The organism is Pseudomonas sp. LAMO17WK12:I10, assembly GCF_900215185.1.
Taxonomy (GTDB): Bacteria; Pseudomonadota; Gammaproteobacteria; order Pseudomonadales; family Pseudomonadaceae; genus Aquipseudomonas; species Aquipseudomonas chlororaphis.
This window is the reverse complement of record NZ_OBDX01000002.1, coordinates 301,040-319,433: the sequence shown is the minus strand read 5'-3', so window position 1 is coordinate 319,433 and position 18,394 is coordinate 301,040. Positions and strand designations below refer to the sequence as shown.

The window sequence follows — 18,394 nt, the reverse complement described above, 5'->3', positions numbered from 1 at the left end:
TAGTCCATGCGTATTTCCACCGCCCAGTTTTACGAGTCCTCGGCTGCCAACTACCAGAAGAACTTCGCCAATGCGGTCAAGAGCAGCGAAGAGGCCAGCAGCCTGGTTCGCGTCAACACCGCGGCCGATGATCCGGTAGGCGCCTCGCGCCTGCTGCAACTGGGCCAGCAGGCTTCGCTGTTGAGCCAGTACTCGGCCAACACCACCTCGATCAAGGCGTCCCTGGGCCAGGCCGAATCGGTCCTGACCAGCATCACCAACGTTCTGGCGCGTGCCCAGGAACTGGCGACCGGCGCGGGCAGCGCCGGTTACACCGACGCCGACCGCAAGGCCAACGCCGCCGAGCTGGCGCAGATCGAAGAGCAGCTGTTGAGCCTGATGAATACCCAGGATGAAAACGGCAAGTACATCTTTGCCGGTTCCCAGGGCGACACCGTACCGTTCACCCGCAACTCCGACGGCACCTACAGCTACAACGGCGACCAGACCACGCTGAACCTGCCGGTGGGCGACACCATGTCCATGGCCACCAATACCACCGGCTGGGCCGCCTTCCAGCAAGCCATCAACACCAGCCGCAGCCAGGTCAGCATGACCGCCCCGGCGGTGGATGATGGCCGGGTGACGCTGTCCAACGGCCAGGTGTCTTCGAATCCGAAGTACAACAGCGAGTTCCGCAGCGGCGAGCCGTATACCATCAGCTTCCTCAGCAGCACTCAGTTCAAGATCACCGACAGCGCCGGCAACGACGTGACGTCCGAGGCCAGCCAGAATGGCTCCTTCAGCTCCAGCAAGGGCGCCGAGGCACAGACCGTCAGTTTCCGTGGCGTCGATCTGCGCCTGAGCATCAACCTGAAACCCGGCGATGCCACCCCCCCGAACACGGAGATCGCCGGCCACAGCTTCACCCTGGCGGCCAAGCCTGACTCCTTCAACGTCTCGCGCAGCCCGGGCAACCCGTCGACCGCGGTGGTGACCGGTGCCAGCGTCAGCAACAGCAACGCCTACAACGCCAGCTTCCCGAGCGGCGGTGCGATCCTCAAGTTCACCAGCGCCACCGACTACGAGCTGTATGCGTCGCCGTTGACCGCCGACAGCAAGCCGGTCTCCACCGGCACCATGGCCGGCTCCACTGCCACGGCGTCTGGCGTGGGCTTCACCTTCAGCGGTACGCCGGCGGCGGGCGACCAGTATGTGGTGGCGGTCAACAACCACCAGACCCAGAACGTCCTCGACACCATCAGCCAGCTGCGTTCGGTGCTGGATACACCGACCAACGGTGATCCGATCGCCATCCAGAAACTCAACGCAGGGTTGCAGGCGGGGATGGCCAACCTGGCCAGCGGTGCCAACCAGGTGGCGAGCGCGGTCAGCGATATCGGTGGTCGTGGGTCGGCGCTGGATATCCAGAACGAGACCAACCTGAGCCTGAGCGCCGCCAACACCCAGACCCAGTCGGCAATCCGCGATTCCGACCCGGCCGAGGTGATGACCCGCCTGACCCTGCAACAGACCATGCTGCAAGCCTCGCAGCTGGCCTTCAGCAAGATTTCCCAGCTGGGCCTGTTCAACAAGGTCTGAGCCTGAGCCCGGTCGCGCTCCTGTGAGCGCGGCCGCACCGCCGAGCCGCCAACCGTCTTCATTAAGCGGTTCCGCGGCCCGCCTGACCAGGCCGGGCCCGCCGCTCGAGAGTTTCCCGTCGTGAATCAACGTCCGCTAGTCAGCATCGTCATCCCTGCCTTCAATCCGCGCTTCTTCAGCCAGGCGTTCGAGAGTGCGCTGGCCCAGACCTGGGAGCGGATCGAAATCGTCATCTGCGACGACTCGGCTGGCGATGAGATCCGTGAGGCGGTCGAGGCCATCGCCGAGCCGCCCCATCCGGTGCGTTATCTGCGCAACCCGCAGTGCCTGGGCATGCAGAAAAACCTGCTGCGCTGTGTCGAAGAGGCGCGGGGCGAACTGATCAAGATCCTCTGCGACGATGACCGTCTGTTCGCTCCCTGCATTGCCATGCAGGCGCAGGTGTTGGCCGATCACCCCGAGATCAATCTGGTCTGCGGTTTGCGGGTGTTGAGCGACGCTGGCAATTTCATTCTGCCGCCGCGGGTCGAGAATGCCCGGCTGTCGCCGAACGACGCGATGCTTAAGGGCGACGACATGCTGGCGATCCTCGAGAGCACGCCGCGTCACTTCCTCGGTAATTTCAGCTCGACCCTGATGCGCCGTGTCGACGTGCTGGAGCTGTTGCCAGCCCTGACGCAAGAGGGCGCGGGTTTCCTCGCGCTGTTGGATCTGGCGCTGTTCGTGTGCCTGATGCGGCGTGGCAACCTGGCGCTGCTCAATACCGTGCTGAGCACCGAGCGCCTGTACCCGGAGCGCCTGAGCAAGCAGCCGCACGTGCAGCGCGTGGCGAAACTTGAATGGGACTGGCTGGCGCAGATGCTCGCTGCGCGCAGCGGCGAGTCGGCCCCGGCCGAGGGCTGGGTACGCTATGTGGACCTGGAGAACATGGCGCAGCCCGGCTGGCAGTGGGACGAGCTGTGCGTGACCCGGGTACTGGGCAACCGCAGTACGGTGGTCAATGGCCGGGTCGGCGGCGAGAGTGAAAGTTACGCCGAGTTCTACAAGGAGTGGCTGGCGATCCGGCGTTTTACCGACACCGAGAAACGCCACCTGCCACAGCGCATCGCCAGCTGGCCGACACGGCCGCAGATCGTGCCCGTCGTGATCGACGTGGACGCCGATAGCGTGGCCCTGGAGTCGACCCTGCAGAGCCTGGCGCGGCAGCTGTATGCGCCGCAGGCGATCCTGGTCCTGTCCGATGCCGAGTGCGCGGAGCACGAACGCGTGCTGCAACTGCCGCTGGAGGCGCAGTGGCCACAGCAGCTCAATGCGCTGGTGCCGCAGCTGGAAGGTTGCCACTGGTTTTACTTGCTGCGCGCGGGTGACACCTTGAAGGAGTCGGCGCTGCTGATCCTTGCCGAACGCATTGCCGCGAGCCCGGGCGCGCTGTGCGTCTACAGCGACGAAGGCGCGCTGGTCAAAGGCGAGTCCAGCGACCCGGTGTTCAAGCCTGATTTCAACCTAGACCTGATGCGCGGTTACCCCTACGTCGGCCGGACGCTGGCATTCGAGCGCCAGCGCTTTCTGACCCTGGGCGGTTTCGACCCGGCCTTTGGCGAGCTGGCTCCTCATGACCTGCTGTGGCGCCTGGTGGAAGAGGCGGGGCCGCAGACCATCGAACATATTGCAGAAATCCAGGTCGAGAGTCCGTTCAATTTCGCCGACTGGCTGTCGCTGCCCGCAGTGATCGAGGGCAACGCCGGCCTGGTCGGCGCGCATCTGGACAGAATCGGCGTCGAGCACCGCATCCGCCACGACGAATTGCCGCTGCTCAACCACATCGACTACCTGTTCCCGCAGCGGCCGCTGGTGTCGATCATCATCCAGGCTGGCGATTCACTGGCGGCTTTGCAGCGCTGCACCGAAAGCCTGATCGAAAAGACCGCCTACAGCCATTACGAGATCCTGATCGTCGACAGCGGCAGCCGCGACCCGGCCATGGCCGCGTGGCTGGAGGCCATGGCGCAGCTCGGTGCCGACATGTTGCGGGTGTTGCCGTTCGCCGGCCGCGGCACTGCGGCGGCGGTCCGTAATTACGCGGCGCAACAGGCGCGCGGCGAATACCTGCTGTTGCTCGATGCCAATGCCTTGATCTGCTCCGGCGACTGGCTGGACGAACTGCTCAACCACGCCCGGCGCCCGGAGGTGGGGGTGGTGGGCGCGCGAATACTCGGGCCGGACGGCTCGATCGTGCACGCCGGGTTGATCCTCGGCCTGGCTGGAGCCGCCAGTTCGCCGTTCCATGGCGAGGCCGCCAGCGCCCGCGGTTACATGCAGCGCTTGCAAGTGCCGCAGAGCTGGAGCGCGGTCAGCGGCGACTGCCTGCTGGTGCGCAAGGAGGTATTCGACAGTGTCGGCGGGCTGGATGAGGTCAACTATTCCCAGGGCCTGAGTGATGTCGACCTGTGCCTGCGGATCAATCGCGACGGTTACCTGGTGGTCTGGACGCCTCATGCCAGCCTGGTGTTGATGCCGGCCGAGACGGCGCCAGCGGAGCCCGAAGCGCTGGAGGCGCAGGAAGACACGTTCTACCGCAACTGGATGCCTCAGGTCGCCCGTGACCCGGCCTACAACCCGGCCCTGAGCCTGGGTTATTCCAGCTTCAGCCTGGAAGTGGGGTTGCGCGATAACTGGAATCCGTTCTCGACCCGGGCCTTGCCGCTGGTGCTCGGCTTGCCGGTGAACAACATGGCGGTGGGTCATTACCGGGTGATCGCGCCGCTGACGGCGCTGGAGGAAGAGGGACGGCTGATCGGTCGAGTGGCCCATGAGTCCCCGGCGAACGTGGAAATCGAGCGCTTGTCCCCCGATTCGATCATCTTGCAGTGCCGCTACAGCGACGGCGCGGTGAGCGATATCCAGCGCATGAAAAAGTACTCCAGTGCCCTGCGGGTCTTCGAGCTGGACGACTACGTGGTCAGTGCGCCGAAGAAAAACAGCCACGCGCGCAACATACCGCTCAACACCGAAGCCCTGCTGCGCCAGGGCATCGCCCTGTGCGACCGGGTGGTGGTCACCACGCAGCCGCTGGCCGATGCGCTGTCGGGCATGCACAGCGACATCCGGATCGTGCCGAACATGCTGCCGGTCGACCCCTGGGGCAGCCTGACCAGCCGCCGTGGTACCTCAAGCAAGCCGCGGGTGGGCTGGGGAGGGGGGACCAGTCACACCGGCGACCTGGAAGTCATCGCCGAGGTGGTGCGCGAACTGGCCAATGAAGTCGAATGGGTGTTCTTCGGCATGTGCCCGGACGAACTGCGGCCGTATGTCCACGAGTTCCACGCCTTGATCAGCCTGCAGGCTTACCCGTACAGGCTGGCCAGCCTCAATCTCGACCTGGCCCTGGCGCCGCTGGAGTTCCACATCTTCAACGACTGCAAGAGCAACCTGCGGCTCCTGGAATACGGTGCTTGCGGTTATCCGGTGATCTGCACCGACACCGCGGCCTATCGCGGCTACCTGCCGTGTACCAAGGTCGTCAGCAACAGCACCCGGGAATGGATCGAAGCGATCCGCATGCACCTGGCCGATCCCGCTGCCAGCTACCGCATGGGCGATGCGCTGCGCGAGCACGTGCTGCGCGATTACATGTTGCGGGGCAATAACCTGAATCTGTGGATGAAGGGCTGGTTGCCGGACTGACAGGGGCGGGGAAGCGCAGGGGGGAGGCGCCGGGCATATTGTGCTTGGCGTTGTGGGGTGGCCCGTTCATGCCCCTGCGTACGGCCCTCGCTTCGGTGTCCATCACTTCGACCTCTTTTCGATGCGTCCGGCTTCGCCGTCCGGCGCTGCGCGCGATCCCCTTGAAGAACATCGGTAAGCGTCTGTGCAATACATGAAACTGGCCTTAACTGGGTTGAAAGCGCAATCGCAACGTCGGGTTGCTGGAAGCGATCCCTTAAGCGCACATGGACGTGAGCGTGGCGAGCAGTGAAGCCGACTTCTGAGCGATGACGGTAAGACAGGTGTGCCCATGTCAGCCGCGAACGTGTCCGTTGTTCTAAAAGCCTCGGGGGACTGAACATGCCATGTTCGTCGTGACTGCTGTCATCGCATAGGCGGTTCTTGAGGGTCAATAACCTGGGACGACCTTGAGTCCAACCTTTATGCGGCAGTGTCACCTGATTACTCGGTAAGCTAGGCCTATAGCTTGCTGAAAAGCCTCTCGTAACCACACCTGATGATTAATATGCTCGACTGGGATAGCCTCCGTTTTTTCTTTGCCTTTATTCATGAGGGCTCCTTAGCCGCTGCGGCACGTTCGCTGGGGGTGGAGCACGCGACTGTGGTTCGCCGAATAGCTGCCCTCGAAGCCTCTTTGAACATGAAGCTTGTAGATCGTAGGGGCCGTGTTTACCAGCTGACCGAGGATGGTGTGAGGGTAGGTGAATATGCAGCGCAGATGGAGTCTGCGTCACTTGCACTCAGGCGATTCGCTGACGGGGAAGAAAGTTGCATTGAGGGTGAGGTAATCTTGTCCGCACCTCCTGCGTACCTCGGAACTTTGATAGCTCGGCGGCTCGGAGTATTGCGCGAGCGGTATCCCCGGTTACAGCTCAGGCTCGTTGGAGCTAAGTCCGCCGCTTCGTTGGCAAGGAAAGAAACCGATATTGCCATTACCTTCAGCAGACCGGAAGAACAGAGCGTCGTCGCAAAAAGCCTCGGCTCCTTGCGTTTTTACCCTCATGCTAGCAAGGACTACATCAATCAACGTGAACCTGAACAGTTCGAGTTCATAGGCTACGACCGTAGCATGGACGATTCGATACAGCAGCGATGGCTCCTGGATCGGCTGGGTGGACGGCCGCTCTCCGTCACCAGCAATGACCTGCGCATCCAGGCATTAGCTGCCGTAGGTAATGCTGGCATCGTTTTCCTGCCGGATTTTTTAGGCATGGAGTATGGGTTGACGAGGGTTATCGTTGATGTGGATCACACACCGCTGGAACTGCCCATCTGGCTCGCGTTTCATGAAGATCTCCGCAGCTCTCTAAAAATCCGAGCAGTCTTGGATTTCCTTATGGAGGGGCTAACGCTGGCGCGGGAGCCGTGAATTTTTTCACATCCCGTTTGTGGTTTTAGCGAATAGGCCGTCACCCTGGCATATCTCTACCCTAGTCAGAATTTGAATTTCTGGCTGAAGATAGAGGCTATTCACCAATGAGCAGTACCCACCCCAAACAAAGCTCAATGGCTGTGTACCGCACAGCGTGGATCGTGACCGCGATCTTTATACTGTCGAATGCTGCTACGCCGCTCTACAGCTCTTGGCAGCAATCCCTCGGCTTCACATCCGGGGTGCTGACCGTGATATTTGCCTGCTACATCATCGGCCTCCTTCTTACTCTCACCGTCGCGGGGCAGTTGTCCGACCACTACGGGCGCAAAGCACTCCTCCTGCCCTGTGTGGGGCTTGCTATCGTCGCAGCGATTCTTTTCGACCAGGCCAGCAGCGTTGGCGTCTTGATGCTCGCACGCTTTCTCACAGGCGTTTCGGTTGGCCTCGTTGTATCTGGGGGGATGGCGAATGTTGTTGAGCACGCTCAGCCGCATCGTAAGCACTTTGCTTCTCTAATGGCGTCTGTCGCAATGGTGGCCGGAGCAGGCACCGGGCCGTTATTGGCGGGGGTCGTGGCGCAATATTTTCCAAACCCGATCCACACAGTCTTCCGAATTGAGATTGTGATTTTGTGCGTGGCGCTCGTGGCGCTGTTTAATCAGAAGAACCTGAAGCTTGGGGTCGGTTCGTTTAAACCGCGCTTGCCCACCGTTGCTAAGCAAAGTTTCGGCATCGTGCTGTTAGGGATAGCGTTCTTCGGCCCTGGAATCACATCGACTTCATTCATCCTGTCGCTCGGCCCCAAGCTGATAGCCACATTTCTGGGCGTGAACAGCCCCCTTGTAACAGGTTGTATGGCCTTTTCAATGTTCCTCGTGGCCGTAGCCGTACAGTTCGCGGCCAAGAAATTCAGCAGCCGTACCGTATTTTCGCTAAGCGGGATCGCTACTATTTCATCAATGGTCTTCGTATGGATCGCGCTAGAAACCGGCTCCGCACCATGGCTGATCACTTCTGCGCTACTGGCAGGCGCCGGTCAAGGCTTGGGCCAGTTAGGTGGACTGACCCTTATTGCTGACAATGTGCCAGCGCAACGCAGAGCCGAAGCCAACGCCGTATTCAACATGGGGGGATATGTGCCCGCCGGTGCGATTCCGGTGTTAACTGGTTACTTGATCGACTTCTGGGGGTTGAGCATTGGAATCAGTTCACTTGCGCTCAGTATCGCAAGTCTTGCTTCTTTGGCGCTTATGCAGCTTTGGAGGCGCGTCCCGAATCAAAGTCAAGCTCGTACAGATGGCAAGGCTTAAATAGCCCACTTATGTGGCAACAGATCGATAATCTGACTAGCGCGCTGCGTCGGCAAACGAGTCAGAACGTCCTTCAGATACGCGTACGGATCGTGCCCGTTCATGCGCGCTGACTGGATCAAACTCATGATTGCTGCCGCCCTTTTTCCGCTGCGTAGCGACCCCGCAAACAACCAGTTCGAGCGTCCAAATGCCCACGGCCGTATCTGGTTCTCGACCTGGTTGTTGTCGATGGGCACAGCCCCATTATCGAGGTAGCGCGTCAGCGCTACCCAGCGTTTAAGGCTGTAATCCAGGGATTTGGCAGTTGCCGATCCGTTAGGCGCCAGATCTCGCTGGGCCAATATCCAGTCATGCAGCGTTTTGATTATCGGTGCTGCCTTTTCTTGTTCGCCAGCGATCCTCATCACTCATGTCTCGCGCTTGGCGTTCAACTTCGTACAGGCCGCCAATTGAGTACAGTGTCTGTTCGGCCAACTGGTTTTTATTCGCCACGCGCAGATCAAAAAACTTGCGGCGGGCATCTTGGCGCCCTCGAGGGCGTCCTCGACATTGTCCTCGAGGGTGTCTCGATCAGGTCTTCGTAACGTGGGTACAGCGCCCCCAGGCTGGTGCGCATGCGCATTTTGGCGGCGGCAATCGCCCCGCGCTGGCACCCGACCATTGGGTCTGGCGCTTGGTGTTGACGTAATCGACGATGGTCTGCCGTTGTTCGGGGCTGGTTTCATCGCTCGGTTTGGCAAAGCGCGGATCGGCCTTGGCGGCGCCAAGCAACGAGTCGCCGGTGACGGTGTACAGCGTCTCGATGTAAGAGCCAAATACGTACTTCTTCTGGTTGCTTTTGGCCTCGCTCCAGTCGCTGATCCAACTGGCGGTTTTTTTGGCGCTGCAGTACTGCAATTCGTGCTTCCGAGGCCATTTATCATGGGTTTTGAGCTGGCGCGTTTCCTGCAAGCCCCCCTCGATATCGCCATAAAACGAGCGTTTCCGCTGAAAGGAAGGCGCCGCCAACGGCACAAGGTTTTATCCAGAAGGCCTGCAAGAAGCTCGCTGCAGCTTGGCAGGGCCCTGTGAGGAACAAGAGGGGAGACGATGAAGGCAGTTATTTTGGCGGGTGGCCTGGGCACGCGCATCAGCGAAGAGTCCCATCTCAAGCCCAAGCCGATGATCGAGATTGGCGGCAAGCCAATTCTCTGGCACATCATGAAGCAGTACTCCGCCCACGGTATTCACGACTTCGTGATCTGCCTGGGCTACAAGGGGTACGCGATCAAGGACTTCTTCGCCAACTACTTCCTGCACACCTCCGACGTCACCTTCGACATGCGGGAAAACCGCATGGACGTTCACCAGAACTACAGCGAGCCCTGGCGCGTGACCCTGATCGACACCGGTGAGGAAACCATGACCGGCGGCCGTCTGCGCCGGGCCGGGCGCTACCTGGAGAACGAAGAAGCCTTCTGCTTTACCTACGGCGACGGCGTTTCCGACCTGAATATCGGCGCCCTGGTGGACTTCCACCTGGCCCATGGCAAGCACGCGACCGTCACGGCGGTGCAGCCGCCCGGTCGTTACGGCGCCCTGGAGCGCGACGGCGACAGCGTCCTGGGCTTTACCGAAAAGCCTCGCGGTGACGGTGGCTGGATCAATGGCGGTTTCTTTGTCTTGTCGCCCAAGGTGTTGCCGCTGCTGACGGCCGACGACACGGTGTGGGAAGCCGGCCCGCTGGCCACCCTGGCCCGGCAAGGCCAGTTGCATGCCTTCCAGCACGACGGCTTCTGGCATCCGATGGACACCCTGCGTGACAAGAACCACCTGGAGCAACTCTGGCAGAGCGGGGAGGCCCCATGGAAGCAATGGGCCTGAGCGCGCAATTCTGGCGTGGCAAGCGGGTTTTGCTGACCGGCCACACCGGTTTCAAGGGCAGCTGGCTGACCCTGTGGCTGCACAGCCTGGGGGCCGAAGTCAGTGGCTTCTCCCTGGACCCTGCGACCGAGCCGAGCCTGTTCGAGCTGGCGCGGATCGCCGAGGGCATCAACGACCAGCGTGGCGACCTGCGCGATCTTGGCGCCTTGCTGGAGCTGATCGCCGAGACGCAGCCGGAAATCGTCCTGCACCTGGCGGCGCAGCCGCTGGTGCGCGAAGGCTATCGCGACCCGCTGGGTACTTACTCCAGCAACGTGATGGGCACCCTCAACCTGCTGGAAGCGATCCGTCAGGTCGGCGGCGTGCGCGCCTGCGTGCTGGTGACCACCGACAAGGTCTACGCCAACCAGGAATGGCTGTGGCCGTACCGTGAAAACGAAGCCCTGGGCGGGCATGACCCCTACAGCAGCAGCAAGGCGTGCTGCGAGTTGCTGGCGCAGTCCTATGCCGCTTCATTCTTCCCGGCCGAGCGTCATGCCGAGCATGGCCTGGCCCTGGCCACGGCGCGCGCCGGCAACGTGTTGGGCGGTGGCGACTTTGCTCCTGAACGGTTGATCCCCGATGTGCTCAAGGCCTGGTCGGCCGACGAGCCGGTAACCCTGCGCTATCCGCAGGCGGTGCGTCCATGGCAGCACGCCCTGGAGCCACTGGCCGGCTACCTGCAACTGGCCGCCGGCCTCTACGAACAAGGGCCGCGGTTCGCCGGGGCCTGGAACTTCGGGCCAAGCGAAGCGGACATGTGCAGCGTCGGTGAAGTGGTCGAGTTGCTGGCCGCGCGCTGGCCGGCCGCCCCCGGGCTGCGGATCGAGCCGAGCGAGCTGCACGAAGCCGGCCTGTTGCGCCTGGACAGCAGCCGCGCACGCCAGCTGCTGGCCTGGCAGCCGCGCTGGTCGCTGCAGCAATGCCTGGCGCAGACCCTGGACTGGCATCTGGCCTGGCAGCGTGGCGACGACATGCGCGCCGTCACCCTGGACCAGTTGAACCTCTATCGGGGGGCGCTGTGAGCGAATTCCTGCTGCACGCCTTGCCGCTGGACGGCCTGTTCAGTGTCCAGCACAAGCGCCATGAGGATCAGCGCGGGCAGTTCTCCCGCCTGTTCTGCGAAGGCAGCCTGAGCGCCTTCGGCCAGCCGTTCCATATCCGCCAGATCAACCATTCCTGCACCCGTTTACGCGGCAGCGTACGCGGCCTGCATTACCAGACCGCGGCGCGCCCGGAAGCCAAGCTGATCACCTGCCTGCGCGGCGAAGTCTGGGATGTGGCGGTGGACCTGCGCCAGGGCTCGCCGACCTTCCTGCAGTGGCACGCCGAGCACCTGCGCGCCGGCGACGGCTGCAGCCTGCTGCTGCCGGCCGGGTTCGCCCACGGTTTCCAGGCCCTGAGCGACGACGCCGAGTTGCTGTACCTGCACAGCGCCGATTACGCCCCTGAGCATGAGGCCGGGCTCTCGGTGCTCGACCCGCGCCTGACGATAAGCTGGCCGCTGCCTGTCAATAATCTGTCGGCCAGGGATGAGCGTCATCCCTGGCTCGATGCCGAGTTCGCTGGAGTGCGTTTATGAACTGCCGCGGTTGTGGCACCCCGCTGCGCCTGCCTCTGATCGACCTGGGCACCTCGCCGCCGTCCAACGCCTACCTGCGGGCCGAACAGCTCGAGCAGGCCGAGCAGTGGGTGCCGCTGAAAGTCCAGGTGTGCCAGGCCTGCTGGCTGGTGCAGACCGAGGACTACACCCGCGCCGATAGCCTGTTCGATGCCGACTACGCGTATTTCAGTTCCTTCTCCAGCACCTGGCTCAAGCATGCCGAGCGCTACGTGGCCGAGATGGTCGAGCGTTTCGCGTTGGGGGCCGACAGCCGGGTGGTGGAAGTCGCGGCCAACGATGGCTACTTGCTGCAATACGTGGCCAAGCGTGGCATCGCCTGCCTGGGGGTCGAGCCGACCCGCAGCACCGCGCAAGCCGCGCGGGAAAAAGGCCTGGAGATTCGTGAGCTGTTCTTCGGTCGCGACACCGCCGCGCAGTTGAAAAACCAAGGCTGGGCCGCCGACCTGATGGCCGCCAACAATGTGCTGGCCCATGTGCCGGACATCAACGATTTCCTTGGCGGTTTCGCGACGCTGCTCAAGCCGACCGGCGTGGCCACCTTCGAATTCCCGCAACTGCTGACGCTGATGGCCGGCGCGCAGTTCGACACGCTCTATCACGAACACTATTCCTATCTGTCGCTGACCGCGGTGCAGGCACTGTGCGAGCGCAACGGCCTGGAAGTCTTCGACGTCTGCCAGCTGCCGACCCATGGCGGTTCGCTGCGGGTTTTCGTCCAGCGCAAGGACGGCGAACGCCGCGCCGTGCAACCGGCGGTGCAGCAGCAGTTGCAAACCGAGTTCGACGCGGGCGTGAAGACCCCCGAGTACTACGCAACCCTGGCGCCGGCCGCCGAGCGGATCAAGCATGAGCTGCTGCGCTTCCTGCTCCAGGCCAAGGCCGAAGGCAAGTGCGTGGTGGGTTACGGCGCCGCGGCCAAGGGCAACACTTTGCTCAATTTCGCCGGGATCAAGCCGGACCTGCTGGCCTGGGTCGCCGACGCCAGCCCGCACAAGCAGGGCAAGTTCCTGCCCGGCAGCCGAATTCCGGTAGTCGCGCCCGAGCGTATCGACAGCGAGCGCCCGGACTATGTGCTGGTGCTGCCGTGGAACCTGCTGTCGGAAGTCAGCGAGCAACTGGCCCACGTTCGCCAATGGGGCGGGCGTTTCGTGATCGCCGTGCCCGAGTTGAAGCTGCTGTGAGTGGCCTGAAGGTACTGGTCACCGGGGCCAGCGGGTTTGTCGGCCGGCATCTGGTCGCCGCCTTGCTGGCCCGCGGCTGCCAGGTGCGGGCGCTGGCCCGTGACCCACAAAAGCTGGCCGCCATGCCCTGGGCTGGAGCGGTGGAGCGGGTGGCCGCGGACGTGCATGCCGCCGACACCGATATCGCCGCCCTGGTCGAGGGCGTCGATGCCCTGGCGCACCTGGCCTGGCCGGGGCTGCCGAATTACAAGGCGCTGTTCCACTTCGAGCACAACCTGATGGCCGACTACCGGTTCATCAAGGCCGCGGTCGAGGCGGGCGTGCCCCAGGTCATGATCACCGGCACCTGTTTCGAATACGGTATGCAGAGCGGTCCGCTCGACGAGCAGACGCCGGCGCAGCCGAGCAATCCCTATGGGTTGGCCAAGCACAGCCTGCGGCTGTTCCTGGAAAACCTGCAGCAGCAACTGCCGTTCACCCTGCAATGGGCGCGGCTGTTCTACCTGCATGGCGCCGGGCAGAACCCCAACAGCCTGCTGGCCGCCCTGGACCGGGCGATCGACGCCGGCGATGCGGTGTTCGACATGTCCGCCGGCGAACAGCTGCGCGATTACCTGGCCATCGAAGACGCCGCCGCCAGCCTGGCGGCGTTGCTGCAACGGCGGGAATTTTCTGGGGTGGTCAACTGTTCCAGCGGCCAGCCGATATCGGTTCGTGCGCTGGTCGAGCGACGGGTGCGCGAGCGTGGCTCGATGATCCGCCTGAATCTTGGGCATTACCCCTATCCCGCCCACGAACCCATGGCGTTCTGGGGGGCGAACCAGCGCCTGCAACAACTATTGGGAGCCGAACATGGGGCATGAGTTGTATCGGGTCATGGACCTGCCGGTGCTGCAGAATCGCACCTTCGCCGACGCGCAGAGCGCCAGGGCGTCGGCCTGTGCCGACATGGTGCTGGTGCAGGACGAGGAGAGCGGCCTGATCTTCAACCAGGCTTTCGACCCCGACAAGTTGAGCTACGACAGCGACTACCAGAACGAGCAGGCCCACTCGGCGCAGTTCCAGCGTCACCTGCTGGATGTCGAGGGCATCATCGCTCGGCATTTCAAGGGCCGCGAGCTGATCGAGGTCGGTTGCGGCAAGGGCTATTTCCTTGAGCTGCTGCGTGAGCGGGGCTACCGCATCACCGGCATCGACCCGGCCTACGAAGGCGATAACGCCGATGTGATCAAGGCGCCCTTTACCTCTGGCCTGGGCCTGTCGGCCGATGCCGTGGTGTTGCGCCATGTGCTGGAGCATATCGCCGACCCGCGGGCGTTCCTGGCACAGATGGCCGAGGCCAACCGGGGCGGGCAGATCTACATCGAAGTGCCGTGCTTCGACTGGATCGTCGAGCATCGCGCCTGGTTCGACGTGTTCTACGAGCACGTCAACTACTTCCGCCTGGACGACCTGCGCCGGATGTTCGGCAGCGTGCACGAAGCCGGCCACCTGTTCGGCGGCCAGTACCTGTACGTGGTGGCCGACCTCGGCACCTTGCGCGAGCCCGGCGAGACGCCGGTCGAGCGCCTGGAGATGCCGCTGGATTTCACCGCCAGCCTCGAGCGTGCCAAGCAGATCATCCAGGCCCAACCCGAGGCGGGCTCGGCGATCTGGGGCGCGTCTTCCAAGGGTGTGATCTATTCGCTGTTCCTGCAGCGCGCGGGCGTTTCGGTGGACCAGGTGGTGGATATCAATCCGGCCAAGCAGGGCCGTTACCTGCCCCTGAGCGGCGCCCGTGTGTCGTCCCCCGAAGAGGCCATGGCGACCTTGCCCGAGGGCGCCCAGCTGTTTGTGATGAATTCCAACTATCTCGACGAAATCAAGCGCATGACCGATGGGCGTTATGTCTATCACGCGGTCGACAGCGCTTGGTTCAAATGACGTTTATTGAGACCCGACCATGACCGACAACAGCATCATTCAAGCCTTCGAAGCCGAGTGTCAGGAGCAGATCCGCGCCCAGGGCGAAGACCAGAAACTCAAGGGCCTGGCGCGCGACTTCTTCAACGAGTCCGCCGGCCACAAGTACAGCTATCACTTCTCCTGGATGGGCCGCCCGATCATCCAGCTGCCCCAGGACATGATGGCCATGCAGGAGATCATCTGGCGGGTCAAGCCGGACCTGGTGATCGAATGCGGCATCGCCCACGGCGGCTCGATCATCTACTACGCCTCGCTGCTCGAACTGCAGGGCCACGGCGAAGTGCTGGGCATCGACCTGGATATCCGCGCGCATAACCGCGAAGCCATCGAAAGCCATCCGATGAGCAAGCGCATCCAGATGATCGAGGGCTCGAGCATCGATCCGGCGATTGCCGAGCAGGTGCGCGCGGCGGCCGCGGGCAAGAAAGTCATCCTGGTCCTGGACTCCAACCACACCCACGAGCACGTGCTCGAGGAGCTGCGTTTGTACGCGCCGCTGGTGTCGGTGGACAGCTACTGCGTGGTGATGGACACCGTGGTCGAGGACATGCCGGCGGACTTCTTCCCGGACCGCCCATGGGGCCCGGGCGACAACCCGAAAACCGCGGTCTGGGCCTATCTGGAAGAGAACCGCGACTTCGAGATCGACTACCAGATGCAGAACAAGCTGCTGATCACCGTGGCGCCGGATGGCTATCTGCGTCGCGTTCGTTGAATTCAATGGTTTGCAGGTAACAGCACTTTGCCGGTTGTGGGGAAACACTGATGCAGGTTCAAGACAAGGCTCAAAACACTAGCGCACCGTTGAGCGAGCGTTTCACGCTGGTGGTGATGTCCCACAATCGCAAGGCGTTCTTGCGCCGCACCTTGCAGTACTACAGCACCTACCCCTGCAAGATCCTGGTGCTGGACTCTTCGCAGCACGCCGACGAAAGCCTGGCCGGGCAGTTCCCCAAGGTCGACTACCGGCATCTGCCGCAGTACACCTACAAGGGCCTGCAGGACAAGCTCACCTACGGTGTCGGGCAGGTGACCACGCCGTACATGGTATTTGCCGCCGACGACGACTTCCTGCTGCATGGCGCGCTGACCGAGTCGGTGGAGTTTCTCGAAGCCAACCCCGACTACGGCCTGTGCCATGGCTACGGGATGATGTACCTGGCCCGCGCCGCCGAGGTGAACTACTACCGGCGCGATTGCCGGGTGATCGAGGACTACGCCTCGGAAGATGCCGGCGAGCGGGTCATGGCGTTCATGAGCCATTTCCTGCCGCCGTTCTACGCGGTGACCCGCACCGACCTGCTGCAACAGTGGTACAGCCTGCTGCCGCCGGGGACCAGTTTCGAATGGCAGGAAATCGGCCACACCTTCTTCCTGCTGGCCTCGGCCAAGGCGCGGATCCTGCCGATCCCGTTCGCCGTGCGCGAAGTCAACTACAACGCCTCGGAGCACAACACCGATGTGTTGACGGTGCTGACCTACGGCGACGCCAAGTCGGTGGCCCAGCGCGAGGCATTCGCCGGCTTCCTGGCGTCGTTGCCCACCGGCTTGAGCGGCCTGGACCCACAGCGGGCCAAACAGATTGCCCTGGACAGCTTCACGGCCATGGCCGAGTGCCTGCTCAGCGGGCGCTCGCTCAACGGCAAGATGATTTTTCGTTCGGCCTGGCTCGAGCCGGGGGCCGAGCCGGTGCGTTCGTTCGGCCCGGAACAGTTCGTCGAGATGCCGTTCTACAACAAGCCGATGTTCGACCTGTTGACCGAATTCGAATTCCTCATGCATGGGATGCCGGCCGGCCGCCTGCAACTGCAGGAGCTCGAAGGCGTGCTGCTCAAGCAGCGGGAGTTGATGCAGGTACAACCCAACGACACCGAGCGTACTCTGCGCAGCCGCCTGTGGGAGGCACTGTCGTGCAACCTGTTCAACCTTGAGGTGGTCCAGCGTCTGGCGGCCTCGCTGCAGGCTTGCGAGGGGCAGGACCCTCAGGAGCAGAGCGATGCCCGCAAATTGCAGGCCTGGGCCGAGCGCCTGGCGTCGCTGCCTTTTCAGGACAGCCCGGGGCTGCTGGAGAACATGCCTTCGGGGTGCCTGCTGAAGTGGCTGGAGGCGCGCAACCCCGAGGCGCAGCAGCTCAAGGCGATCAACGAGCACCTGGCCCGGCACAATGGTGGCCCGAGCTTCGGCATCCTGCTGCTCGACCTCGACGCGGACATGGTCAAGCTGCAGGCGACCTTCGACAGCCTGGTCAATGGCCATTGCCGGTCTTTCCAGGTGGTGGTCTTCACCACGGGCGACCTGCCGGCGACCACTACCGCCCAGGACACCGTGCATTTCGTCAAGGTCAGCACCAGCAACTATGTGGAGCGTATCAACCAGGTCGCGGCGCAATCCTCCCGTGACTGGTTGCTCCTGGCCCGTGCCGGCGAGCGTTTTACCGCCAGCGGCCTGCTGCGCGCCAGCCTGGAACTGCTCGGCGCGCAAGGGTGCCGCGCGGTGGCCATGGACGAAATCCACTACGGCGCCGATGGCGCGCTGAAGGATGTGTTCCGCCCGGGCGTCAACCTCGACCTGCTGCAAAGCGTGCCGGACCTGATGGCCGGCCACTGGCTGATTCGCCGGGATGTGCTGGCGGCTGCCGGTGGTTATTCGACGGCCTTTCCACAGGCCATGGAATACGACCTGCTGCTGCGCCTGATCGAAGACGGCGGGCTGGCCGGCCTGGCCCATCTGGCCGAGCCGCTGTTGATCGGCCAGGCCGCGGAGGTGGAGGAGAACACCCAACAAAGCCAGGCGTTGACCCGTCATCTGGGCAACCGTGGCTACCGGGCCCAGGTCAGCGCGGCGCAGCCTGGGGTCTACCAGATCAACTACGGCCATGCCGAGCGTCCGCTGGCCTCGATCATCCTGCGCAGCGAGGACAACCTGGAGCAGCTGCAGCGTTGCCTGGTCAGCGTGCTGCAACGCACGCGCTACCAGCGCTACGAAGTGGTCATCGCCGACAACCATAGCCAGTCCGAAGAGTTGGCCAACTGGCTCGCCAGCCTGGAACAGAAGGGCGATCGTATCCGCGTGCTGCGCAGCCCGCGGCGCCTGAGCGCCTCGGCGCTGTACAACGCGGCGAGCCAGGAGGCCCACGGCGAGTACCTGGTGCTGCTGGCGGCCGACGGCGAAGTGGTCAATGCCGACTGGATGGAGAGCCTGCTCAATCAGGCGCAGCGTCCGGAAGTGGGGATCGTCGGCGCGCGCCTGGTCGACGCCAAGGGCGCGACCACCTCGGCTGGCCTGGTTCTCGGGTTGAACGGGTATCTGGGGGCGGCGTTCGCCGGTGAGCCGAAAGGCGCCAGCGGTTACCTGAGCGGCTTGCTCGCCGAGCAGGACTATTCGGCGGTCTCCGGCGCCTGCCTGATGATTCGCAAGGACGTCTACAACGCCGTCGGTGGCCTGGACGAAGAACACTTCGCCGAGGCATTCGCTGATGTCGACCTGTGCCTGAAAGTGGCCGATGCCGGGCTGTTGACGGTCTGGACCCCGCAGGTGCAGATCCTCCATCCGGGCATCCTGGCGGACGATACCCAGGTCGCGGCGGCGCTGCGTGACAAATGGCAGGCGCGCTTCGAACACGATGCAACTTACAACCAGAACCTGAGCCGGACCGGCAAGGGCTTCACTCCTGGCGCTCCTGCCAGTGTCGACTGGGCGCAACTGCTCGCATAAGCCTGGCTGACAG

13 protein-coding genes and 1 pseudogene are annotated in these 18,394 nt (G+C 63.1%); 12 read left to right on the top strand and 2 right to left on the bottom strand.

What is annotated here, in order from left to right; genetic code table 11:
* Nucleotides 1–6: 6 nt before the first annotated feature.
* The 4 genes from CRO75_RS03715 to CRO75_RS03700 all read left to right on the top strand — a co-directional run bounded on the left by CRO75_RS03715 (nt 7) and on the right by CRO75_RS03700 (nt 7,992).
* A complete protein-coding gene (locus CRO75_RS03715) occupies nt 7–1,581 on the top strand; it encodes a flagellar hook-associated protein 3 (protein ID WP_097134470.1) in 1,575 nt (524 codons plus the stop codon).
* A gap of 120 nt (nt 1,582–1,701) precedes the next feature.
* Nucleotides 1,702–5,265, top strand: a complete 3,564-nt coding sequence (locus CRO75_RS03710) for a glycosyltransferase (RefSeq protein ID WP_097134469.1) — start codon at nt 1,702–1,704, stop codon at nt 5,263–5,265.
* 547 nt (nt 5,266–5,812) lie between these two features.
* Nucleotides 5,813–6,676 carry a LysR family transcriptional regulator gene (locus CRO75_RS03705; RefSeq protein ID WP_177409718.1) on the top strand — a complete coding sequence of 288 codons (864 nt, stop codon included), beginning with the start codon at nt 5,813–5,815 and terminating at the stop codon, nt 6,674–6,676.
* A 107-nt stretch (nt 6,677–6,783) separates the two neighbouring features.
* The gene (locus tag CRO75_RS03700) at nt 6,784–7,992 is read left to right on the top strand and encodes an MFS transporter (RefSeq protein ID WP_097134467.1); all 1,209 of its coding nucleotides are present in this window, start codon (nt 6,784–6,786) and stop codon (nt 7,990–7,992) included.
* Here CRO75_RS03700 and CRO75_RS03695 read toward each other — a convergent pair.
* A pseudogene (locus tag CRO75_RS03695) lies at nt 7,989–8,514 on the bottom strand (transposase); the annotation flags it as partial. The gene CRO75_RS03700 and the pseudogene CRO75_RS03695 overlap by 4 nt on opposite strands.
* Before the next feature lie 51 nt (nt 8,515–8,565).
* On the bottom strand, nt 8,566–9,009 hold the full coding sequence (locus CRO75_RS03690; protein ID WP_239990554.1) for a hypothetical protein: 444 nt from the start codon (nt 9,007–9,009) through the stop codon (nt 8,566–8,568).
* 75 nt (nt 9,010–9,084) lie between these two features.
* Here CRO75_RS03690 and rfbF point away from each other — a divergent pair, with 75 nt between their 5' ends.
* From rfbF to CRO75_RS03650, 8 genes are read left to right on the top strand one after another with little or no spacing between them, the layout of a single operon-like run.
* Entirely contained in the window at nt 9,085–9,858 is a 774-nt protein-coding gene (gene rfbF, locus CRO75_RS03685) for a glucose-1-phosphate cytidylyltransferase (protein ID WP_009042713.1), read from the top strand.
* The gene (gene rfbG, locus CRO75_RS03680) at nt 9,840–10,922 is read left to right on the top strand and encodes a CDP-glucose 4,6-dehydratase (protein ID WP_097134466.1); all 1,083 of its coding nucleotides are present in this window, start codon (nt 9,840–9,842) and stop codon (nt 10,920–10,922) included. Before rfbF ends, rfbG begins: the two co-directional genes overlap by 19 nt.
* On the top strand, nt 10,919–11,479 hold the full coding sequence (gene rfbC / locus CRO75_RS03675; RefSeq protein ID WP_097134465.1) for a dTDP-4-dehydrorhamnose 3,5-epimerase: 561 nt from the start codon (nt 10,919–10,921) through the stop codon (nt 11,477–11,479). The genes rfbG and rfbC overlap by 4 nt, the downstream gene beginning before the upstream one ends.
* On the top strand, nt 11,476–12,702 hold the full coding sequence (locus tag CRO75_RS03670) for a class I SAM-dependent methyltransferase (protein ID WP_097134464.1): 1,227 nt from the start codon (nt 11,476–11,478) through the stop codon (nt 12,700–12,702). Before rfbC ends, CRO75_RS03670 begins: the two co-directional genes overlap by 4 nt.
* 5 nt (nt 12,703–12,707) lie before the next feature.
* Nucleotides 12,708–13,565, top strand: a complete 858-nt coding sequence (locus CRO75_RS03665) for an NAD(P)-dependent oxidoreductase (RefSeq protein ID WP_177409720.1) — start codon at nt 12,708–12,710, stop codon at nt 13,563–13,565.
* Entirely contained in the window at nt 13,555–14,625 is a 1,071-nt protein-coding gene (locus tag CRO75_RS03660; protein ID WP_009042718.1) for a class I SAM-dependent methyltransferase, read from the top strand. The genes CRO75_RS03665 and CRO75_RS03660 overlap by 11 nt, the downstream gene beginning before the upstream one ends.
* Nucleotides 14,626–14,644: 19 nt before the next feature.
* Complete coding sequence (locus tag CRO75_RS03655) at nt 14,645–15,382, top strand: cephalosporin hydroxylase family protein (protein WP_062823260.1); 738 nt, start codon at nt 14,645–14,647, stop codon at nt 15,380–15,382.
* 50 nt (nt 15,383–15,432) lie between these two features.
* Nucleotides 15,433–18,381: a TIGR00180 family glycosyltransferase gene (locus CRO75_RS03650; protein ID WP_097134462.1), complete on the top strand. Its 2,949-nt coding sequence runs from the start codon at nt 15,433–15,435 to the stop codon at nt 18,379–18,381.
* Nucleotides 18,382–18,394: the final 13 nt, after the last annotated feature.